This is a genomic window from Gardnerella vaginalis ATCC 14018 = JCM 11026 (assembly GCF_001042655.1).
Classification (GTDB): Bacteria; Actinomycetota; Actinomycetes; order Actinomycetales; family Bifidobacteriaceae; genus Bifidobacterium; species Bifidobacterium vaginale.
On sequence record NZ_AP012332.1, the window covers coordinates 848,588 to 871,713 of the forward strand.

23 protein-coding genes are annotated in these 23,126 nt (G+C 38.9%); 15 read left to right on the forward strand and 8 right to left on the reverse strand.

From position 1 onward, the window contains the following. Positions 1-148 precede the first annotated feature (148 nt). From GAVG_RS03255 to GAVG_RS03325, 15 genes are all read left to right on the forward strand, one after another. On the forward strand, positions 149-2,209 hold the full coding sequence (locus tag GAVG_RS03255) for an AMP-dependent synthetase/ligase (protein WP_004117868.1): 2,061 nt from the start codon (positions 149-151) through the stop codon (positions 2,207-2,209). Positions 2,210-2,336: 127 nt separating this feature from the next. Next, the gene (gene def, locus GAVG_RS03260) at positions 2,337-2,825 is read left to right on the forward strand and encodes a peptide deformylase (protein WP_004115099.1); all 489 of its coding nucleotides are present in this window, start codon (positions 2,337-2,339) and stop codon (positions 2,823-2,825) included. Between the two features lie 270 nt (positions 2,826-3,095). Beyond that, entirely contained in the window at positions 3,096-3,896 is an 801-nt protein-coding gene (gene rpsB / locus GAVG_RS03265) for a 30S ribosomal protein S2 (protein WP_004111661.1), read from the forward strand. A 29-nt stretch (positions 3,897-3,925) separates the two neighbouring features. Continuing rightward, positions 3,926-4,777 carry a translation elongation factor Ts gene (tsf, locus tag GAVG_RS03270; RefSeq protein ID WP_004117867.1) on the forward strand — a complete coding sequence of 284 codons (852 nt, stop codon included), beginning with the start codon at positions 3,926-3,928 and terminating at the stop codon, positions 4,775-4,777. A 176-nt stretch (positions 4,778-4,953) separates the two neighbouring features. Beyond that, positions 4,954-5,703, forward strand: a complete 750-nt coding sequence (gene pyrH, locus GAVG_RS03275) for a UMP kinase (protein WP_004111656.1) — start codon at positions 4,954-4,956, stop codon at positions 5,701-5,703. 102 nt (positions 5,704-5,805) lie between these two features. Next, entirely contained in the window at positions 5,806-6,360 is a 555-nt protein-coding gene (frr, locus tag GAVG_RS03280; RefSeq protein WP_004111654.1) for a ribosome recycling factor, read from the forward strand. Positions 6,361-6,394: 34 nt separating this feature from the next. Further along, on the forward strand, positions 6,395-7,435 hold the full coding sequence (locus GAVG_RS03285; RefSeq protein ID WP_004111652.1) for a phosphatidate cytidylyltransferase: 1,041 nt from the start codon (positions 6,395-6,397) through the stop codon (positions 7,433-7,435). Positions 7,436-7,525: 90 nt separating this feature from the next. Beyond that, the gene (gene lgt / locus GAVG_RS03290) at positions 7,526-8,461 is read left to right on the forward strand and encodes a prolipoprotein diacylglyceryl transferase (protein ID WP_004111650.1); all 936 of its coding nucleotides are present in this window, start codon (positions 7,526-7,528) and stop codon (positions 8,459-8,461) included. Positions 8,462-8,525: 64 nt separating this feature from the next. Continuing rightward, entirely contained in the window at positions 8,526-9,191 is a 666-nt protein-coding gene (rpe, locus tag GAVG_RS03295; protein WP_009993541.1) for a ribulose-phosphate 3-epimerase, read from the forward strand. Positions 9,192-9,292: 101 nt separating this feature from the next. Then, positions 9,293-9,895: a CDP-alcohol phosphatidyltransferase family protein gene (locus GAVG_RS03300; RefSeq protein WP_004111646.1), complete on the forward strand. Its 603-nt coding sequence runs from the start codon at positions 9,293-9,295 to the stop codon at positions 9,893-9,895. A gap of 42 nt (positions 9,896-9,937) precedes the next feature. Further along, positions 9,938-10,969 carry a DUF881 domain-containing protein gene (locus GAVG_RS03305; protein WP_013399595.1) on the forward strand — a complete coding sequence of 344 codons (1,032 nt, stop codon included), beginning with the start codon at positions 9,938-9,940 and terminating at the stop codon, positions 10,967-10,969. 11 nt (positions 10,970-10,980) lie between these two features. Beyond that, a complete protein-coding gene (locus GAVG_RS03310) occupies positions 10,981-11,313 on the forward strand; it encodes a small basic family protein (protein WP_004111642.1) in 333 nt (110 codons plus the stop codon). A 1-nt stretch (position 11,314) separates the two neighbouring features. Continuing rightward, entirely contained in the window at positions 11,315-12,217 is a 903-nt protein-coding gene (locus tag GAVG_RS03315; RefSeq protein ID WP_009993988.1) for a DUF881 domain-containing protein, read from the forward strand. Positions 12,218-12,235: 18 nt separating this feature from the next. Continuing rightward, positions 12,236-12,676 (forward strand): FHA domain-containing protein, encoded by a 441-nt coding sequence (locus GAVG_RS03320; RefSeq protein WP_004111634.1) that lies wholly within the window; start codon positions 12,236-12,238, stop codon positions 12,674-12,676. Next, the gene (locus GAVG_RS03325; protein WP_004115090.1) at positions 12,676-13,200 is read left to right on the forward strand and encodes a MerR family transcriptional regulator; all 525 of its coding nucleotides are present in this window, start codon (positions 12,676-12,678) and stop codon (positions 13,198-13,200) included. The genes GAVG_RS03320 and GAVG_RS03325 overlap by 1 nt, the downstream gene beginning before the upstream one ends. Before the next feature lie 115 nt (positions 13,201-13,315). Here GAVG_RS03325 and GAVG_RS03330 read toward each other — a convergent pair whose 3' ends face one another. From GAVG_RS03330 to GAVG_RS03365, 8 genes are all read right to left on the reverse strand, one after another. Then, positions 13,316-14,014, reverse strand: coding sequence for an HAD hydrolase-like protein (locus GAVG_RS03330; RefSeq protein ID WP_004111632.1), 699 nt, complete (start codon positions 14,012-14,014; stop codon positions 13,316-13,318). A gap of 45 nt (positions 14,015-14,059) precedes the next feature. Then, entirely contained in the window at positions 14,060-14,407 is a 348-nt protein-coding gene (locus GAVG_RS03335; protein ID WP_004111625.1) for an RNA polymerase-binding protein RbpA, read from the reverse strand. 90 nt (positions 14,408-14,497) lie between these two features. Next, the gene (locus tag GAVG_RS03340) at positions 14,498-17,149 is read right to left on the reverse strand and encodes a DEAD/DEAH box helicase (protein WP_009993989.1); all 2,652 of its coding nucleotides are present in this window, start codon (positions 17,147-17,149) and stop codon (positions 14,498-14,500) included. A gap of 54 nt (positions 17,150-17,203) precedes the next feature. Then, positions 17,204-17,569: a hypothetical protein gene (locus GAVG_RS03345; protein WP_004111620.1), complete on the reverse strand. Its 366-nt coding sequence runs from the start codon at positions 17,567-17,569 to the stop codon at positions 17,204-17,206. 1 nt (position 17,570) lies between these two features. Then, positions 17,571-19,496: a helix-turn-helix transcriptional regulator gene (locus tag GAVG_RS03350; RefSeq protein WP_004115086.1), complete on the reverse strand. Its 1,926-nt coding sequence runs from the start codon at positions 19,494-19,496 to the stop codon at positions 17,571-17,573. Between the two features lie 252 nt (positions 19,497-19,748). Further along, complete coding sequence (locus GAVG_RS03355) at positions 19,749-21,176, reverse strand: UTP--glucose-1-phosphate uridylyltransferase (protein WP_004115085.1); 1,428 nt, start codon at positions 21,174-21,176, stop codon at positions 19,749-19,751. Positions 21,177-21,339: 163 nt separating this feature from the next. Next, on the reverse strand, positions 21,340-22,443 hold the full coding sequence (locus GAVG_RS03360; protein ID WP_004115083.1) for an amino acid ABC transporter permease: 1,104 nt from the start codon (positions 22,441-22,443) through the stop codon (positions 21,340-21,342). Positions 22,444-22,448: 5 nt separating this feature from the next. Further along, complete coding sequence (locus tag GAVG_RS03365) at positions 22,449-23,126, reverse strand: ABC transporter permease subunit (RefSeq protein ID WP_004111612.1); 678 nt, start codon at positions 23,124-23,126, stop codon at positions 22,449-22,451.

Here is a 23,126-nt window from a genome sequence, read left to right on the forward strand (position 1 = left end):
TATGACTCTTCTGGTTTAGGTAATCATTATTAGTTTGCTTCTAATTATCTAACCAGAAGAGTTTATTTGTAAAGACCACCAATTTTAGGTTGACATTTTTGTATGACTTTCGTTTGTGTCGTGTTAGATATACCGTACAATTAAGACTATGCTGCGAGAATTTGCTGTAGAGGTCATTCACCCAACAAATGACGGTGACACAATTTATTCACTGCTTGCCAATAGGGCAATGCGAGATCCACAAGGCGTAATAGCCCAATGGCAAGACGATGATACTCGTCAATGGCATGATGTTACTGCATCTGAAATGCTATTAAAAGTTCGTGCAACAGCTAAGGGGTTGATTGCTCTTGGCGTTGAACGAGGAAGCAAAGTTGTTATTTATTCCCCAACCTGTTATGAGTGGGGCGTTGCGGATTTTGCTTGCGCTTGCATTGGTGCTGTAACCATTCCGATTTACGAAACAGATTCAGCAATTCAAGCTGCTGAAATTATTTCTGAAGTAAAACCTGTGATAGCTTTTGCAGGTGATGATGAACATGCACAGTGCTTAGAGCGAGTTCGCCAAGACAATAAGCGTATGTCTTTAAAGACTATTTTTAACTTTAAAGCTGCTGGAATAGACGCAGTGATTGATTTCGGAAAATCAATCAGCGACGACGAGCTTAATAAAAGCATATGTCAAGTAAAAGCTGATGATTTAGCGACTATTGTATACACCTCTGGTTCAACTGGAAAACCAAAGGGTGCAATGCTTTCTAATAGGAATTTTACGCATATTGTGTATGCAGCTTATGACGTTTTAAATGATATGCTTTATAAGCCAAGTAGACTATTGCTATTCCTTCCGTTAGCTCATTGCTTTGCCAGATACATACAGTATGTGGCAATAGGTTCTCACGGTGTTATTGGATATGTGCCAAATGCAAAGCATTTATTAGCAGATTTGCGTAGTTTTAAACCTACATATTTGCTTGGAGTCCCAAGAGTGTTTGAAAAGGTTTATAATGCTGCGTCTCAAAAAGCTGGAGCAGGTATACGAGGTAGGATTTTTGCAAAGGCTGTACAACATTTTATTGAGTGGTCTAAAGATGAAGTTGAAGGTAGAACACACTCAATTTATGCAAAACTTCAGCATGACTTTTATATGAAAACTGTTGGATCTTCCATACGATCTGCTTTGGGACCTAATTTATCATGGCTAGCTTGCGGCGGAGCTCCAATAAACGCTGAGCTTGCTCATTTCTTTAACGGGTTGGATGGAATAACCTTTATTCAAGGTTATGGAATGACCGAAACAGCAGCTCCTTGTGTTGTTAATTTTGAGCATGCTAATCAAGTTGGTTCTGTGGGTCGCCCTGGTCCTGGAATTACTATCCGTATTGCAGATGATGGAGAAGTCCTTGTAAAAGGTCCTAACGTTTTTATCGGATATTATGATAAGCCAGATCTTACTTCGGATGTTATTGACGAAGATGGATGGCTCCATTCTGGAGATTTAGGCGAGATCGACGATGAAGGATTCTTGTCTATTACTGGTAGAAAGAAAGATATTATTATCACTGCTGGTGGAAAAAATATAAGTCCAGCGCCTTTGGAAAGTATTATCTCTAAGTGTCCTCTCGTATCTCACGCAGTAGTTGTAGGAGACGGTAAGCCATTTGTTTCCGCTTTGATTGAGGTTGAGCCAGATATGGTTCGTTCTTGGCTTAAGAGTCAAGGAATGGATGAAAATCTTTCTATGAGTGCTGTTGCGGAAAACGATGCTATTCGTTCTGTTGTACAACAGTTTATTGATCAGGCAAATAGCACTGTTTCTAGGGCTGAGTCTATTCGTAAATTTATTATTTTGGATGAAGAATTTTCACAAGAAACTGGCACTTTGACTCCAAGCATGAAAGTTGTGCGTCCTAAGGTTTTGAAGAGGTATTGTGATCTTATAGAGAATCAGCTTTATGCTCCAAAACCAAACAGTAGACCATTACCTGCTACAGTTAAGATTTTAGATAAGACAACTGAGACTGTTAAGCAAGCGCAAGAAACTGTTAAACAGGCTCAAGAAGCGGTTACTCCTAGAGTTAAGCAAGCAATCGATCAGGCTGCTACTCATCTGAAACGTTTTGGTGAGGATTTGCCTACACAGGTTAATGTAAAAGATCAGCATACTGAATATGCTGAGAAGAATAATAATTCTAACGACAAAGAATAGTTATTCGAAACTAAATTAGCTATAAAACGTTAAATAGGCTGATTAAAATTGCAATTTTAATTACACTAAGTCTTGTATAATTGCATTGCATTTTTAATTAGCCTTTTAGAATTTTTAAGGAAGTACTGTGACTATTAGACAGATTCGCATTGTTCCAGATCCTGTTCTTCGAACACCATGTGATCCAATTCGTGAGATTACTCCAGCAGTTAGAAATCTCGTAGAAGATTTATTAGAGACTGTAAACGATCCAGGAAGAGCAGGTCTTAGTGCAAATCAAATAGGTATTAGCCTTAGAGCGTTTTCATACAATATTGAAGGTCATATTGGCTATATTCTCAATCCTGTTATTGAAGAATTGAGTGGTGAACAATATGGGGATGAAGGTTGCTTGTCCGTTCCAAGATTATGGTATAAGACTCGCAGGGCAGATTATGCTAGGGCTAAAGGCATTGATTTAGACGGTAAAACTATTGTTCTAGAGGGCAAGGGTTTAATGGCTCGTATGATTCAGCATGAGTGTGATCATTTAGATGGACACGTTTATTTGGATCGTTTAGAGAAAGATGTTAGAAAACAAGCTTTGCGCCAACTTCGTAATGGATTATCTAAATAATATCTAAATGAGAACTAGCAACAACTATAGTATTAGTTTGTATTATTTATTTAGTATTAAGCGTCTGATATGATTATCTTTTGCGTGTCCATTGAGCATGAATGTTGTCGCGTTATATGATTGCTCGTTTTTTATTGTCTACTCGGATACGCGAATACGCGCCATGTACGCGTCCGTTCGTGTCGGTCGGCTTGGATTTAGACATATGTTATCCAAGTTGCATGCGAACAGGCATGGCCAGGCAAGAACCGACAAGAAAGGTATATAGATATGGCACAGATTACCATGAGTGAAATGCTGAAGGCAGGTTTGCACTTCGGACATCAGACTCGTCGCTGGAATCCAAAGATGAAGCAATTTATTCTAACCCAGCGCAATGGTATTCATATAATCAATTTGTTCAAGTCGCTCGACATGATCGACAAGGCTTATGACTTCATTAAGCAGACTGTTGCTCACAACGGTACTGTTTTGTTCGTGGGTACCAAGAAGCAGGCTCAAGAAGCTGTGCAAAATCAGGCTACTCGTGTGAACATGCCTTACGTGAGCGAGCGTTGGCTCGGCGGTATGCTGACGAACTTCCAGACTGTTTCCACTCGCGTAAAGCGTCTCAAGGAACTTGAGGAAATGGACTTCACTGATGTTCGTGGATCTGGTTTGACTAAGAAGGAGCTTTTGCTTCTTGAACGCGAAAAGGACAAGCTTTCCAAGCAGCTCGGCGGTATTCGCAACATGAACCGTACTCCTTCGGCAATGTTTGTTGTTGATATTAACAAGGAAGCTTTGGCCGTTGAAGAAGCTCACAAGCTTGGTATTCCAGTTGTGGCAATCGTTGACACCAACACTGATCCAGACTCTGTTGAGTATCCTATTCCAGCAAATGATGATGCAATTCGTGGTGTCGAGCTTCTTACTAGCTTGATGGCTGACGCTGTTGCAGAAGGTTTGCTTGAACGTGCTGGAAAGGGCGCAAAGTCCGAAGGTTCTGACGCTCAGCCAATGGCAGCATGGGAAAAGGAACTACTCACTAAGGAAACTGAACAGTCTGAAGACGAAGCCAAGGCTGAATAAGTCTGTTGGCGGTTAATGAGGAGAACAAAATGGCAGCAATTACTGCAGCGTTGATTAAGCAGGTGCGCGAAGAAACTGGCGCTGGCATGATGGACGTTAAGAAGGCTCTTACCGAAGCCGAAGGCGATGTAGCTCGCGCTAAGGAAATTATCCGTGCTAAGGGCATTCAGGCCGCTGGCAAGCGTGAAGGTCGCAAGGCTCAGGAAGGAACCGTTGCTTCTAAGGTTGTTAAAACTGCAGAAGGTGAAACTGGCTATGCAGTTGAATTGAATTCCGAAACCGACTTTGTTGCTAAGACTCCAAAGTTCGTTGAATTCTCCGAAACTGTGTTGAACAATGCTATTGAAGCCAATGCTTCTAGTGCAGAAGAGCTTCTTGCAGCTAAGGCTGGAGATGCTACGGTTAAGGAAGAAGTAGAAGAAGCAGCAGCATTGTTTGGCGAGCACGTTAAGGTTGGGCAGATTGCCAAGATTAGCGGTCCTCACGTTGAGGTTTATGCTCACAAGAAGTCCGTTGAATTACCTCCAAGCATTGTTTCTATGATTGCTACCGACGAAGCGGGCGCTAAGGTTGCTCACGAAGCTGCTTTGCAGATTTCCGCTATGGGCGCTCAGTGGCTTCGCCGCGAAGATGTTCCAGCAGATGTGTTGGAGTCTGAGCGTCGCGTTGCTACAGAAAAGTCTTTAGCTGAAGGCAAGCCAGAGAAGATTGTTCCAAAGATTGTTGAAGGCCGTTTGAACGCCTTCTTCAAGGAAACCGTTCTTCTTGAGCAGTCTTATGTCAAGGATCCTTCCAAGACTATTGGAGATTTGTTCAAGGAAGTTGGTGGCACTGCTTTGGCTTTCGCTCGCGTTGAGGTTGGCAAAGGCTCTGCTGAATAATTTTTAAGCGAAAGCTTATTAAAAATTCATAAAACAAGAATGGGTTTGCGTGATAAGTCATGCAAGCCCATTCTTTTAATTTATACATTATAAAATCGTGTTTTGCTGTGTCGTCATTGAAAGATATCATGGCAAAGATATGCTTGCGTTCGCCGTTATGACTGGAGGAAAGTTTTATGACTATCGCACAAGCGGGGGAAAGCAAGTCTCGTAGAGTTTTATTGAAGCTCTCGGGAGAAGCATTTGGCGGTGGAGCCGTTGGTATTGATACTCATGTTATTCGTAGAATTGCTGGAGAAATTGTAAAAGCAGTGCATGAAGGCGTGCAAGTTGCAATTGTTGTTGGCGGCGGAAACTTCTTCCGCGGAGCAGAACTTCAGCAGGCTGGAATTGATCGTAGCCGTGGTGACTATATGGGTATGCTCGGTACTGTTATGAATTGCTTGGCTTTGCAAGATTTTCTTGAACAAGCAGGGCAGGCAACGCGTGTGCAAACTGCTATAACAATGGGTCAAGTTGCAGAACCTTATATTCCACTTAAGGCAATTCGACACCTTGAAAAGGGTCGTGTAGTTATTTTTGGTGCTGGTGCTGGAATGCCATATTTTTCAACCGACACTGTATCTATTCAGCGATCTTTGGAAATACATTGCGATGAGGTTTTGATGGGCAAGAATGGTGTAGATGGCGTTTATAGCGCTGATCCACGGAAAGATAAGAACGCGAAGAAATTTGTAACGTTAAATTATCAACGTGCTCTTGTCGATGGTCTTGCTGTTATGGATGCTTCTGCACTATCTATGGCTAGAGATAACAAGCAGAAGATTCGCGTATTCGGATTAGAGGGTGAAGGAAACGTCACTAGAGCACTGGTTGGTGAGGAAATCGGAACTTTAGTTTCGGATGCTGAACCTACATTTGCTTAAATATGCGAATATTCATAATTTGAATATTTAAAATTTAATAAACATGAATAGATAGTTAAATAATAAATTTTAAAATTGGCACATACCGATAAAGGAGAATACATGCCAGCGATTATCGATCAGGCTCTTGAACAGATGAACAAGTCTGTGGAAGCTACTAAAGAGAACTTCATGGGTATTAGAACTGGACGTGCTAATCCTGCTCTTCTTAATGGCATTATGGTTGACTATTATGGTGCTCCAACACCTATTAAGGCTGTTGCTTCTATTGGTGTTCCAGAGCCTCGCACTCTTTCTGTAACTCCTTTTGATGCTTCGCAAGCTAATGCTGTAGAAAAGGCTATTCGCGATTCAGATTTAGGAGTAAGCCCTAATAGAGATGGAAATGTAATTCGTGTTACAATGCCAGAACTTACAGAAGACCGTCGTAAAGAATACGTAAAACTTGCTAAAACAAAAGCTGAAGAAGGTAAGGTTGCTGTTCGAAATATTCGCCGTAAAACCAAGGAGAATATTGATAAGTCTGTAAAAGATGGTGAAATCGGCGAAGATGAAGGAGAGCGCTTACAAAAAGAGCTTGATAAAGTTACGAAGCAAGTAACTGATTCCTTAGATGCTTTGCTTGATGGCAAGCAGAAGGAAATAATGGAGGTCTGATTCTTCAGAAACTTTTAGGTTGAATGGGTGTCGTATGAATCAAGAAAATCTTGGAGAATTGTCTAACAAAGCTGATTTGTTAACTAATAACAATTTAGTCGGTAATAATAAGTCGGCAAAATCTGATTCTTCACATGAAAAGACCATTAACGGCACCCATGATACTTTAGACGATATAAATCGTCGTACTGGCAGAAATATGCCTCAGGCTATAGCGACTGCGATTTTATTGGTTGCTGTGATTGTTGCTTGTCTTGTAATTAGCATCGATACTTTTGTTATTCTTTTAACCATTTTTATGGTTCTCGCGTTGTGGGAGTTGCATGTAGATTTTGCTACGGCAGGTTTCAGGATTCCATTTCTGTTATTGTCTGTTTGTTCTGTAATCACTATTCTTTCTGCTTTTTATGCAAGATGGCATACTGTTGCTATGGCTAGTGGCATAACAGCATCATTGCTTTTAACTGTTGTTTTTGCTACATTGAATAGCACTGTTTCGCAAAGGACTTTACGCGCTGTAGAAAAAAAGCTCCAGCATCCTACATCATCTAAAAGTGCAAAGGCAAATACTTTCACTAATACGGCAGTCTCATTGTTTGTTGTATTGTATATTCCTTTGCTTGCCTCATGCATTGTTTTGTCTTTAACAAATACTAAGTATGCTATAGCGCATGCGATGCTGCTTGTGTTTCTACCAGCTTTAAGTGACACTGGTGGTTTGTTTGCTGGTGCGTGGCTTGGTAAGCATAAGCTCTCTCCTCGTATTTCTCCTAAGAAATCAATAGAGGGTCTTTTAGGGTCAATGCTTTTTGCTTTGATAGGTGCTTACGCTATCATATCTGGCTTCTATGGATCTTCTTGGATAAAATTCTGGTGGATGCCAGCAATAATGGGTGTTGCATCAGGCATGGTTGGTACCTTTGGTGATTTATGTGCTTCAATGCTTAAAAGGGATATTGGCATTAAGGATATGGGGCATTTGCTTAAAGGTCACGGTGGCGTTTTAGATAGAGTGGATTCTATTTTGCTTTGTGCGCCTGTTCTTATGGCATTGATTAAGGTTGTAGGGTTCTAATTTATAGGTAATATTTTAGATATTAATCGTTTGTTTTGTCATAAAAACATTACAAGTAACCGTCATGGTTTTCTACTAACATGAGGATTTATGACGATTTGTTCTATTCCTAGTCCTAGTATTTCTCAGATTACATTAGGACCTATAACGTTAAGATTTTATGCTTTATCAATTCTTGCTGGTGCACTTGTTGCAATGTGGATTACCACTCGTAGATGGAAACGAGAAGGCGGAGATTTTAATCAGATATTAGATGTTGCACTGGTTAGTCTTCCGTCAGGAATAGTTGGAGCACGTCTTTATCATGTTATTACCACTCCCGAAAAGTTCTTTGGACCTAAGGGAGATTTGTTGGAGATATTTAGAATTTGGAATGGTGGTTTAGGAATCTGGGGAGGAGTAATCCTAGGATCTATTGCTGCAAGCGCACTGTGTACCTATAAAAAATATCCAATAAGCTTGCTTGCAGATGCAGCTGCACCTAGCTTGCTTATTGCACAAGGTATAGGGCGGTTAGGTAATTGGTTTAACCAAGAACTTTATGGTGCTCCAACTACTTTGCCATGGGGCCTAAAACTTAATTATTCTGCTGCAAATGCTATAGGACACAGTGAAAGTTGCTACGATGGTCTCACATGCCCAGAGGGTACTCTGTTTCACCCTACTTTCTTATATGAAATGATTTGGAATTTTGCAGGCGCAGCCTTGCTTATTTCTTTCGGCAAAGTTCTTAAGAGAAAACTTAAATCTGGATCTGAGTTTGTTCTTTACGTAATGTGGTATACGGCAGGAAGAATGTGGATTGAGTCTTTAAGGATTGATTTTTCACATACTTTTCTTGGAATAAGAATTAACGTATGGGTTTCTATAGTTGTATTTATTATTTCAATTATTGTTTTTATGATTTTGCAAAATACCCACAAGTCACGAACAGATCTTGTGAATCGTCTTATTGATATAACTGCAGATGAACGTGAGCGTGAATCTCAATCTAATTCAAATATTAAAACAAAAAGATTATCTTAAAATATTCTTAAATAATATAGATATTTTGTTTTTCTAGTCGCTTGCTTTTCTTAGAATGGAACACATGAATATACAAATAGCACCTAGCATTCTTTCTGCAGATTTTTGCAATCTTGAAAGAGATCTTATAGCAATTTCAAATGCTGATCTTGTTCACGTTGATGTTATGGATCATCATTTTGTACCGAATTTAACTTTAGGGGAGCCGATTGTAAAACGCATTTGCGAAGTTACTAGTCTTCCTGTAGATGTTCATTTGATGATTGAGGATCCTGATCGTTGGGCTCCAGAGTACGCAAAACTTGGTGCTGATTCTGTGAGCTTCCATATGGGTGCCACTCATGCGCCTGTTCGTCTTGCTCGTCAGCTGCGAGACATGGGTTGCAAATCTTGTTTTGCAGTCCGCCCAGCTGAGCCAGTTGAACCTATTTTCGATATTCTTGATGAATTCGATATGATTCTTATTATGACTGTTGAGCCTGGTTTTGGTGGACAAAAGTTCTTGAGCAATCAAATGGGTAAGGTTCGTCGTTTACGTGATGAAATTACTCGTCGTGGATTGGATACTCATATTCAGGTTGATGGTGGAGTAAGCCCTTCTACAGCTGCTATAGTCGCAGAAGCTGGTGCTGATGTGCTGGTTGCAGGATCTGCTGTTTATGGAGCTGAAAATCCATCAGCTGCTATTGATTCTATTCGTAATATTGCGCAAGAGGCTTGGCGAGCATAAAACTTTTATTGGGGCATTTTTAGAATAATGCCCCAATATTTTATATATGCAAAATAGAATACAATTGGTAAGTCTTTTAAATTGTTTTTAAGGAAATAGGTATGGTTAAGTTCATTTCTAATCAGGAGTACAGTCCTGAAGCACTTGATCGAGTTTTTACTGTACCTAATGTGATTAGTTTTCTGCGTATATGTTCTATACCATATCTTGCCATTTTAATTGCGCAAAATAAAATGGGGGTTGCTCTAATCATTCTTGCTATATCTGCTTTTTCAGATTGTGTTGATGGTTATATTGCTAGAACTTTTAATCAGGTTAGCAAATTAGGGCAGATTTTAGATCCTGTTGCAGATAGGCTTTTAATAGCATGCAGCATTTTAGCTTTAGCGTTTGCCAAGATTATACCTTGGTGGGCGTTGGCTCTTGTTGTTTTGCGAGACATAGTAATGGCTATTTTGATTGTTATTCTTGCACAATATGATTATGGACCTTTACCAGTGAATTTCATGGGTAAAACTGGAACAGCATTATTGATGATTGCTATCGTATTATTTATGATTGTTTATGCTGTTGCTACTGAACCAATGCTTATTTTGTATGCTGCAGCGATAGCTTGTGCAATTTGGGGAATAACACTTTACTGGTTTGCTGGAGTATTGTATTGCATTCAAGCCTATAAGCTATTAATAAAAAAGTTTAAATAAGGATTATAAGTATTATAAACTGGTTTAAATAACGGACATATTATGGTGCAAAAGACTTCTAATCTAAATCATGATGTGAATAACACTGATAATAGTGTTATTCCAGAGTCTTTTCCTGCTCCAACCGTTATCTTATTTTCAAAACGCAGAGCAGTTTTTTCCAAATCTGTATTTGCTCTTGGTCCTCATCATGTGACTAATTCAAGTTATAACTTTTCTAACCATAATGAAAAAAGACGTCGTATTGAAGACTATTCATTACGCTTAATTGACGATTTAAGCAATAGACCAGTGGATCCTCTTTTTATGGATTCCCGTCTTAATAAGCAGAATGTTAGTAAGATTAATCTCTGGATTACTAGAATAATTGTCTTTGTTATTTGTGTTGCTCTTGGTACTGTGGGAAGCCAATTTGTGCGAAAATTGCATACGGATTCTCGTAAAGCCATACGTTTATCGTTAGCTAACGAGCTTACTTCTCACGCAAGCCGTTTTGACAATCTTGTTAAAGATGTAACTAGATTGCGTGCTAGTGTAGATCGTGAGTCAAAAAGAATTAATACTCCTTATGAAAATCAAGTTGATAAATCTGACAATATGACGAATGGTACACATGGCGTTGTAGGGTCTGGAATTGTTTTAACTATTGCTAATCCTATTTCTACAAACAATGACGTATCTAGCGGCAACATTCCTAGAGAAATGGCTAAAGGAGAAAGAATTAGGGTTGTTACAGATAGAGATATTCAGATTTTTGTTTCCATTCTTTGGGATGCAGGCGCAGAAGCAATATCAATAAATGGTCATAGAATTGGCGCTCAAACGTCCATCCGTACTGCTGGGTCAACTATTCTTATAGGTGTTAATCAGACTCAAAGCCCTTATATGATTGAGGCTATTGGAGACAGTTCTAGTCTTATTGAAAAGTTAAATTCTCAAAAGCGCTCTCCGTGGTTTGTTTCTCTTAGCGACGCAGGTATTAACCCGCAAATTTCTAAGTCAAATACGCTTAAACTTTCTGCTGCGGGAACTGGTGAAATTAATTTTGCAAAAGAATTATTGAGTAGGAGATAGGAAAATAGGTTATGACAGCTGTTCTTGGATTGATTTTAGGTGCGCTTATTGGGATTGTTGTACATCCTGATATTCCAGTAGTTATTCAACCTTATCTGCCGATTATGGTTCTTGCAGCCTTGGATGCTCTGCTTGGAGCTGCTAGAGCTTATTTTGAGCGTAGTTTCTCTGATAAGGTGTTTGTTATTTCATTCTTTTCGAATGTTATTGCTGCTACTCTTTTAGTTTTACTCGGAAACCAACTTGGAGTTGGAGCACAATTGCAAACTGCTGTTATTGTTGTATTAGGAATACGAATCTTCTCTAACGTTTCTGCAATACGTCGTTTTATATTTAGAGGCTGATATGCGTCACCCATTTTCTAATACATCAAAAAATAGCATAAAGAACGACAATTTAGACGATACTTTTGATAAAAATATTGACAAAAATATTGATAAAAATATTGACAATATCGTCAGAAAATTGCATCGTCAGCATGCTAAAGATCGCGAAAGTGATCGTACACAAACAGGTTCTTTCCCGATTGTTAAACGAAAAAATAAGCCTTCATTGCAAGGTCATATTACGCGTACTCGTATTTTAACTGGCTTACTTGTTATGCTTCTTTGTGCATTGCTTGGATTTGCTTATATGATTCAAGTTAATAGAAGTACACTTGTATATCAGACGATGAGTGAGGATGAGCTTACTCGTTTAATTACAGAAACTAATTCGCAAATACAAAATCTAGAGCAGCGAAAGTTTGAGTTAACTAGCCAGCTTAATTCTTTAAAAGCATCTGTTAACAAACAGGAGGAAGCTGCTAGGATCGCTAAGCAGAATTCTCAGACGAGTGGTTTAATATCTGGTCGTCTTCCAGCTGTTGGTAAGGGAGTAATTATTCACATTACTGCTGGAGAAAAAGAGCGTGTGGATGCTGCTACAATGTTTCAACTGCTTGAAGAGCTTCGTAATGCTGGAGTGGAGGTTATGTCTGTTAACGACATACGTATAGTAACTTCTAGCTATATTTCTGACACTAAGCATGGGTTATTGTGTGATGCAATTGAGATTAATCCTCCATATGTTGTTAAGGCTATTGGCGAGCCTCAGAATTTGCAAAACGCCGTAAATATTGCTGGGGGAGTTGGGTCTAGATTAAAAGTCAAATTCGGTGCTTCCGTATATGTTTCAACGCCTGAAGAGGTTGAAATTCGCTCGACACGCGAACCAAAACAGTATCAATATGCAAAACCGGTCGAATAAGAAGGTAAAATAGCAATTATGACTGAACCGATTCCTACTGCTGGCGAAACAACCATTATTGGTATGCCAGCTATTACCATTCCAATAAACTCTAATGCAGATCGTCCTCTTAGGCAGGATGATTTAGATACTATAGCAAAGCTGCTTCCTGGTACCGCTTTACTTATTTCTACACGTGGAGCAGTTTCTGGATCGCGTTATTTACTAGATGAGGACGTCGTTTCTGTTGGACGAGATTCTAGAGCTGATATTATGCTAGACGATTCTACTGTCTCTAGAGCTCATGCTGTTTTTCGTAGAAATGGTACTGTTTTTAGCATTGCTGACGCTGGAAGTCTAAATGGAACGTATGTTAATCGTAACCGTGTTGATGAAGCTATTCTTCATAATGGTGACGAAATTATGATTGGCAAGTTCCGATTAATGTTCTTTACGTGTGACGCTGTTACTAAACGATAATGAATTTTGAAAACTCTCCTGAAGATAGTGCGTTGGTTGATTCTTTAAAACATGATCATCAGCCAACGCAGGGGGAACTGTTTTCGTTTTCGGATGATGAAGAGTATTCCACAGGATACCGTGGAAGCGTTGCTATGAATATCGCTGGTATTACATATAGACAACTTGATTATTGGGCTCGTAAACACATAATTGAGCCTTCTATTAATCCGTCTCATGGTTCTGGGTCTCGTCGTTTATATTCTTTTAAAGACATTGCAATTATGGCGGTTTCTAAGCGACTTTTAGACGCTGGAGTAAATCTTACTAATGTGACTACTGCTATAGTGTTTTTAAATTGTTTTAGTGTAAAGCATCTCGAAAATATGACCATAATTTGCGATGGTCAATCTGTTGTGGAATGCGATAGTAATCAGGAAAATATGCGAGATATGCTTGAATGTGGCACAGCTGTTTTTGCTATAGCTGTTGGTCGTATTGTTAAACAGGTTAAAGCTGATTTAGACTCTGCATTATCTAAGTAAATTTCTAATGTATTTGTATATTTTATCCCTAAAATATATCTAATCTGACATAACGTACATTATCGGATAAATACTCATATATTTTTTAGCACGAAAAACAAATAATATTTCAAAATTATTCAAAATACTCGTTAATGGCATTATTCAAATCAGAAACACTGTCGATAATACGATATGCTCCGTGAGTTTTAAGCTCACCAGGCTCGGCATAACCCCAAGAGCAACCCAAACAATCAATATTGCATGCTAAAGCGCCATCAACGTCCGTCCAACGGTCGCCAACCATTAAAGCACGGTCTCGTAAAGGATCGAATTCAATATTTTCAAAAACATAGCGAATAACTTGATCTTTATTAATCCTAGACATATCTTTGCTAGCACCATAAATACCATCAATCAAGTTTGTCAATCCAAAATGATCACAAATTGGTTTAACTTGATATTCAGGCTTGCAAGATGCAGTAGCAAGATAATAACCAGACTTTCGTAGCAACTTAAGTTGCTCAGGAATGCCATCATAAACTTTGTTCAAAAAATTCCCAGTAATCATATCACCATTTGGATTATCAGGATCTATAAAAGTTGCAACTTCGGAATAATATTTCCTATACAATTTAACGCCTTCAGATTGCAATTCTTTAGGCATATGATTCCTCTGAAAAGATTCAAGTATAGACGGTCCAACAAAACGCAACATTTCAGTATCATCAGGTATTTGCATACCAAGATCAGACATCGCTTTTTTAGCGCACGCAATAATACCAGCATGCGATTGTGTTAAAGTACCATCTAAATCAAGAAGAACAACTTTCATGACAGCTTATTTCCCTTAGAAGTGTTTTGTTTGTAAAAATAATTCTCACTCGTAATCAGGAATCCAACCCTCATGATGCATCTTTAAACGCTTATCAAGTAAAGCTTTAAGCTCTTCTTCACTTCTACGCTCTAAAAGCATATCCCAATGCGTACGAGCTGGCTTATTAAAATCATCATCTGGTCTGTCTGCATCGCCTTCCTTATGTGCTAATGCACCACAACGGCATTCCCACTCTTCAGGGATCTCGGCACCTTGAGCAAATGGAAGAATCGTTCTGTGACCCTTAGGGCACACATATGCAACATCGTTACGAGCAGCGAAATCAACATTATCGTCGGATTCCAATGATTTAGCTCCAATGCTCATTCCACGTAAACTGCGCTCTGCCATAATATATTATTCTCCTTTTTGTTTTCATTATAAAGCTAGCGAATTGCACGGACGATACACAAAGGTATACCATGATATATCAATAACATATCAAACATCACAATAAGCAACTACCCCGCGATTAATAAGTTTAGCTGCTTCATAAGCATTGTGAGCTAAAGAATCATCTACGTTAGGCAATATTTTCAAATATTCGCTAGCAACAGCAAGTTGATTAAGTAAGTCAATAAGTCTTTTTGCAAATCTGACAAAATCACCACCAGTTATGTCAGTATTTTGCAATATGTCAAGTAAATCAGCACCTTGAGCCCAATCATAAATCATATCAATTGCACCAAAATCAAGAGGTCTTAAAGCATCAAGATGATTATTCAAGCACATATCACTTATACGAATAAATAATTCTTTCATCTTTAAAACTGTATTGAATACAGGCGCATTTAATCCTCCAGGATACCTACGCGGCTCTCCCCCAGCAGGACCCCTAGATTCATACACTAATGCAGATAAACAAGACAATAATTGAATAGGAGTTAGATTATTAAAAATTCCTTCACAAATTGATTGAGCAAAAACAACATCAAGCTCGTTGTAAAGTCTACGAAGCAACTGACCCTTGTCTGTTAACACTAAAGCATCGTTCGTATTTTTTAAATAATCTAATCTACAAAGTACTTCACAAATACTATCAAAACATCTTGCAACTGAGCCAGTACGAGAATTATAGCGATCCTTAACCTGATTTAGTTCACGCATTTCTCGAGCCCAATAATAACCCCAGTGTAAATGTTCTTGAATATCTGGGCATCCTGCACAAGGATGGTTACGCTCCTCGTTGCGTAAGGTATCGATAGTTTTATCTAATTCTTTAAAAGCTTTAGCACGTTCAACTTCACTAGCAAATATTGTGTGCTTAAGTTTTCTGCGCTGATCATGTTGAGCATCTTTAAGACGCATTCTAAGAGTCATAAACTCAGAAAAATCACCTTGAGTGCAATGAAATGCTTGTTCGTAGCCGTTAATAGCTTCTTTAAGATCCTCAATACGACTTAAAAGCCTTTGAGCAGAAGCATTGGCTTCCCATTGAGCAAAAGAACTGCTTAGAGTTATGCGAGCAGTTTTAACATCACTATTATTTAGAAGATTAACAGCCATGTTGAATGTAGGAACAAAGCTAGAATGAAGAGGATACACACGTTTACTAGACAAGGATGCAGCCTTAGAAGGATCAAAATCAGGATTGTCAATTAACACTGCATGACCAATATCATCTATGCCACGTCTGCCAGCGCGACCAGTAAGTTGTGTGAACTCACCAGGAGTTAGCGGAACATGACCTGTACCATCAAATTTAACAAGTTTTTCAACAACAACACTTCTCGCAGGCATATTTAAACCTAAAGCAAGAGTTTCTGTAGCAAAAATAACCTTAATAAGACCGCGTTCAAAAAGCGCTTCTACAATATGGCGAAAAATAGCAATCATACCAGCGTGATGAGCTGCAAAACCTTGTTCAAGAGCATACCTAAAACGCTCAAATCTAAGTGCCTTTAAATCGCTTTTGCTTAGCTTATTTTCCGCAATCATAGAATCAACTATTCTGCGGATTTCATACATTTCTTCATCGCTAGTAAGAGATAATCCAGCGTTTAAACATTGTTGAACAGCCTGATCGCATCCTGAACGAGAAAAAATAAAATATATTCCTGGTAGCATATCAAGATAATCAAGCTCATCTATAACAGCCCACCTTTTAGGGGTGTGTCTAACAGCAACTTCTCCCCTATTACTTTTAGATGAATTATCATATCTGTTAGAAAACTTATTCTTAGAAAACTTGCCTTTGCTAAAACGTTTATTTACATTACGATAAGATGCTTTACGTCGTAAAGAGGCATTCTCCCATTGAGTGATTTTTCTTGTTAAAGCAAGATTTACATGATTGGTGCTATTACCATTTTTATCAACATCATATAAGTTAAGTAATTCAGGCTCTGTGCGTCCATCCTTTTGGATAATAACATGTCTTTCAAGTGGAACAGGACGATGCTCATCTACAACCAAATGTGTTTCTCCGCGCACAGAAGAAATCCATGCACTAAAATCTTCCACATTAGAAACAGTTGCAGAAAGACCAATAATCTTAACGCTCTGAGGAAGATGAATAATAACTTCTTCCCACACAGCACCCCTGAACTTATCTGCAAGATAATGAACCTCATCTAAAACAACAAATCCAAGAGATTTAAGAGTAATTGAACGTTCATAAAGCATATTGCGTAAAACTTCTGTAGTCATAACAACAATATCAGCCTCTGGATTAACCGAAGTATCTCCAGTTAAAAGTCCAACTCTATCTATTCCATAAACTTCACAAAAATCATGATATTTTTGATTACTTAAAGCCTTAATAGGAGTTGTGTAAAATGTTTTAACTCCACGATTTACGCCTAGAAAAACAGCAAAATCAGCAACAACAGTTTTACCTGCTCCAGTAGGAGCTGCCACAAGAACATTATCTCCATTTTCCAGTGCATCAATTGCTTCTGCTTGAAAATCATCTAAATCAAAACTTAAAGATTGTTCAAATTTTGCAGCCATAGTTCGAGAGTGCTCAATAGTTTGCTTAAACAAATTAAACCGTTCAGCTGGAGATAAAGGAATTTCAGAATCATTCTTGTAATCGTTTGAATCAACAAGAATATCATTTTTCTTTTTCTTGCGATATGACGTCTTAGACATAAAAAAGTTTAGTTCTTTCTTCTTAAATCAAAATAATTTTAAGTTCGCAATTCACTAAGATTCTTTTGACTCTTTAAAATTAGGATTATCAATATCTTCTTGACGCAACGACTTTGTATTCCAATTTTGCCAAATGGACTTATGGGTTTCTCTTATACGATTATGACGATCATTAACCTTAATTCGAGTATGCTCGTATCTACGTGCCGCATCCTTTATAGGACGAGTGAATAGCGGGCTTGTATCATTATCTAAAGAATCATTATTGTCTTGAAGTCTTTCAAAGCAAGAAGAAACTTTTTCAAGAAAACTTGAAGAATTTTCAAAAATCCTAAAAGCATTTCTAATAGCGAAAACAGTCCCGCATGCAATCATACAAAGCATGAAAAGCGTAATAATAACCCAAATCCACCACGGCATTTTAATTCTCCACAATAGGAGAATCGCTATGATCAACACTCAATTCACGTTGAGCACGAGCAATAATCATAGTACGCAAAGTTTCTGGAGAAACAGCTTTAATATGACGGGCATGCGCAATACAGAAAGCAACAAACCAAGAATCTGAGCAAACAGTCAAATGAACTTTAACCCCACTCCCACAAGGCTCAACCGTAGCACCTGAAAGACTCTTTAAGAAGTTTAAATCAGGTTCATCAGTGATAAAGCATGTTTGCGTACCATTGTCAAAACTCCACTTACGAAGTTCGCTAATAGGAACATCTGGAATTTCTACAGGGCAAACAGGCGTAATTACCTCTGCATGCTCAATGCGAGCAACGCGAAGAACTTGCCAAATTCTAGGCAAACCATTTGCCTTATTGATAGAAGTATCCTTCGCAACTAGACTACGTTTATCTTCTGGAGCCTGATTTTCAACATCAGTCCAAACTGCAACGTAATAAACGCCTTCATCAACAAAAATCTTAGAAGGTGCAACAACTTTCCTACGAGTTCTGCCAGCTCCGTCCGTATACTCCATGTCAATTAGAGCACCAGCATTAATAGCGCTACGAACTATAGAACAGTTTCTAGGCTCTACTTCATAACCAGTAAGGCTCAGCCAAGGAGTTTCACCTGGACGCACATGCCTACGCAAACGCATATACAAAGCCTTAGCCTGGTCTCTCTGTTCAACAGGAAGAAGCGGAGAATGAGCAAGATAATTAACTGATGCGGTCAACATGCTCATATACTGTTGAGAAACACCAGCCAAACGCTCAAGCCCTAATGAATTTGTTGCAGAAACAATTCCTTCAGCTTCTAGCAAAGACCAATCAATATCGAAGAACTGACTACCAGCCATCTCTCCATCATCAGATACAGTCGTAAGAGTATTGATATCTTTGTGCAAAATAGCAACAAATCTACGAAGTTCGTCTTCACTCTTTGGCTTTCCTATAAATCTAACAGCAAGCTCATCCAATGGGAACTCTTCACCAAGATGTGCAGAAAGGAAGAGCATTAATCGAAGTCTGCGATCAACCTCACTGCCAGTTTGGAAAGATGCTTTCTTTTGGCGTGATTTGTCTGGCTCAGAGTCAGACAAATCCTGATTATCGTCAGAGCTATTTTGCGATAAATCGTCTTGCTCAACATAATCTTCATCGCAAGACACAAATTCCGTTGCAGCATTAAGTCTACGATGGAATGCATCTACTGCTTCTTGTGGACTTACAACACAAGAACCTGGATGTTCAAGAACGAACATCGCTAAATCATCTGAATCAGTATAAGCAACATTCAAATGCTCGCCATCAACATCAACTGTTGCGGCGAATCTACGTGAATCAATAACCTTAACTAATGCATCTGGAATTGTCTGAGTTCCTAAACCTGGAGCGATAGAATCAAGACCTAGTCCAGGTATAGGAGTTTGAGGAACTCTTGGAGCTGTGCGAGACGCAGAAGAATGCTGTTGCTCAACTTTACGAGATTCAGAAGAAGAAATGGACATAGACCTAGCCAAATAATTGGCAGCAGCCAAAACAGGAAGTTCTTCTTGCTCGAAACGTATACGAACTCTTGGCTCATCGCCAAGCTGCAATCTATAAGATGCAAAATCTTGCCCTTCGGATTTGGAAGAATATTCTGGCTGTCGTGACTCAATTGCAATTCCCATAGCCGCAAGTTTTGCACGATCCCTTTGGAACTGCTTGGCAAAAGCTGCCTTAGCAGCCTGATCAGCAAGCTCTCCATATGAATCAGCATAAGCTTTAACTCGTTGTGCAATCTGACGCGAAGTCAGCCATTGTGGAAATGCGGAAGACAACACCGCTAGCACATCTAGCTCATGTTTGCCCCACTTATCGGAAAAACGACGTCTTCCGTTACTTCCTTCTGCCATTGGTCCTCACGTATCGTTTCTTTTGTAGTTTCCTTCCATGCATAGAGAATCTGCGATTAATGTAAGACGCTAAATCCTCCACACACACTTTATCTATTTTAATGGTGTTTTGCTATACGTGTGGACATTTTTAAAAAAACTCATGATTTTTCTTATTTTATTATTTTCAAGGGTAAGAGAACCCTTGAAAACAAGCCATTTCACGCGCGACACGCCATAAATATTTTTTAATTCTCAAATTTCACACGCTATTTACACCCATTCATCTGGTTCAATACCCTGAGGCCCAACAAATTCCCCATTTGGAACGTAGCTTGGCTCTCCAGTATCTTCTAAAACAGCATCGGAGAACATAGAAACCTGATTACCAAATGTCCAATCACCACGAATAGTAACTGACTTTGCAGCAGCTAAAGCAGGCACCGAATAAGGGAATCTTTCGTTGAAATCATTGATATTTCGATAATAACGAGGATCGAGATCAATATCTGGGAATATGTAGTTGCCATCCTCCATCTCATAAGAATCAGTAAGATGGAATCTGTCTGAACGCATTATAAACAAATCATTAGTTGTCTTGACAGGCAAGAATCTCATTCTATCTACTTCTACACAAATAGCATCATTAAAAAGCGAAATTGCAGCACCCATCGCAGTTTCCAGCTGAATAACTTTCTCGCTTTTTTCATTTGTAGGATCAATAGTTTTTCTATTGCAAATCACAGGAAGAGGAAGAACTCCATTGTATTCTTCCAACTTTTTTTGTAATGCGTCAACGCGAACCCAAATATTATTTGTATTAAAATAGGGATGTTTCTTAATACTTTGAGCACTTCTTCGATCTTCTGGATGAACTTGAGTCATTTCTCGAAGCATCATTCTTCCAGTTTCGAGATCTCTAACAATATGACCACCTTTACGATCGGCTTGAGTACGCTTAGCAACCTCAATCATTATTGAAGCACCCGTGTTTTCAAAGTGCTGAGCAAGAGTACGAGAAGGTCTAGCGCCTAAATTATCTGAATTTGAAATAAATAAATATTCAATACCATTTTTCTTCAAAACGTTTAACAATCCTGATTCCCAAATTGTAGAGAAAATATCTCCATGACCTGGAGGACACCACTCTAACTCAGGATCTTCTGGATAAGAAACTGGCTCACAGGTTTCCTCTAGCAATTTCGGTTCTTGATGCTGAATAATTTCAACAGGAATGTTTTCTTGAGAAAATTTACGATTACGCTTCAGCACTTGTAATGTATCTTTAGATGTGCGGAAAGAGTTCATAAAAATAAGAGGTAAATCAACACCTAAGCGTTGGCGTGCTGTAAGAACCTGACCGATTATTATATCTATAAATCGCATTTGTCGAGCTTTGTGCCTACGGACAGGCAACAAAGATTTTGCGCACGACAATCCCATAGACGTTCCCAAACCACCATTAAGCTTAATAAACGCTGTTTTTGCAAAAGCGTTTACAGCTTTATCATGATCAATAGTCTCATAAATTTCGTGAAAATTTGGAACACTCTTAATAGGCTCTACAGTGTTTTCGCGAATAAATTCACCAGACTTATCATTAATCCACGAGTCATAAAGATGCGCAAATTGATTAATCGCAATCTCACTCATACCTTGTTCGCGCATCTTTGCAGCGGACAATTCAAAAGTGTCGCCCATTTAAGACAGCCTCCTTGTATGCATTATGTTTAATAGTTTATCTATTCAATCTATATGTTGCAAACAAGGTGAATGGATTTTATTACTAAAAATCAAAAAAATAGCACAACAGGCGGAATCAAACCCATTGCGCTATTATTCATAATTAATCTAAAAATTAGAATTAATCATGCTTTTTATTATTTTTATCTTGGTTAGTATTTTGACTATCATCTAAATTCTCGTCACCAGTTTCTAGATGATGCTCATCGTAGCCTTGCAAGTAACGAGTACGACGCCAATGGTGAATAGAAGCGTTTGTACCGCGGTGATGCACGTGGTACTTTCTAGGAGTTCCACCGTACGGAAGCTCTTTAACTTCCTTAGCAACAGCAATCTGATTCACGTTAGAAGGATCCATAATTGCGATTGGCGCAACAGGTTCTGGTTCAGTCGGAGCTGCCGTTCTGCTACTAAGCTTTGATGGGAGCCATTCAGCAAACCAAGAAAGCGCCCAGCAAATCAAGAAGTACACAACTGCAGCAACAGTCAAAGTTTGCAAAATGTTAAAGTACATTGATCCAAGTCGTCTAGATTCTTGGAGCAAATCAGTGTACATAATGATGGAACCTAATGCAGTGTCTTTTAACACAACAACAAGCTGAGTTACTGCTGCTGGGAGCATTGCGATGATAGCTTGTGGCATTTCGATTTGTGTTAAAGACTGATATTGAGATAGTCCAAGTGCCAAAGACGCTTCACGCTGACCGTTAGGAAGATTTCCAACGCCAGATCGAACTAGCTCTGCAACAACGGAACCGTTGTACAAGATCAAAGACAACACAACGGCCCAGTAAGACGCGCCACTTATTCCAGCAAACGCAAATCCTCGCCAAAGGAAGATCATAAGCAAAAGCACTGGCACAGCGCGGCAAAACTCAACTACAACGGCAGAAATGCTGCGAAGAAACAGGTTAGGCAATAGTCTTAAAAGACCAAATAAAAGTCCAAAAACTATCGATCCCACAACGGCAAGAAGTGAAGCTTTAAGAGTCATCCACAATCCTGGAAGATAAAAATCAGTCCACGCTTCCGATTCCACAGCTGGATTCCACAAATCCCACGAAAGCTGATTTTCGCCTTCGGGAGGATTGCTAAGTCTTAAAAGCAAAGCAATAACAATAAGTGCAAACACAACGCACGCAACAATATTTGCAATGCGAATCTTTTTTAAAGCCTTAGGCCCAGGCGCATCAAATAACAGAGATTTTTCTTGTTTTTTTGCCATTTTCATCACCTTCTAACCGCAAGCTTATTAGACAAATAAGTTGTGAAAATACCGATTGGAATAATCAACACAATGTATCCGCACGCAAAAATCAAAAAGATTGGAACAATCAAATCTGCATGCCTTTCAATCATCTCACTCATAAGAGTAGATGTTTCAGTTGCAACAGATGCAGCTGCAGCAACAGTGGAATTTTTAAGCAACGCAATAAAAGTGTTTCCAAGAGGTGCTACAGATCCGCAAAATGTTTGAGGCAAAATCACATTAAAAGCCGATTGGAAGAAGTTAAGTCCAAGCGCTCTACATGCTTCTGCCTGACCCAAAGGTACGGTATTTAAACCAGATCTTAAGGATTCGCAAACAAAAGCTGCAGTGTAGAAACTCAAGCCAGCAATTGCAAGCCAGAAGAAGTTTACGCTAAAAACAGTTGAAAAACCGAGCTTTAGCTGAGCATACACGCCAAGAACCATAAATACCATGATTATTGTTAGAGGCATATTCTTAAAGAACTCAACGTATGCGCTTGCAATAATTCGAAGCGAATGAATTGGGCAAATCCTCATCATAACTAGAATCACACCAAGAATCGTTGAAAAAAGCACGCTCCACAATGTGATTTCAATATTCACCAAGAATGCTCCTGGAATATTGTATGAAGTAAATAATTGCACAAAGTCTTGCAT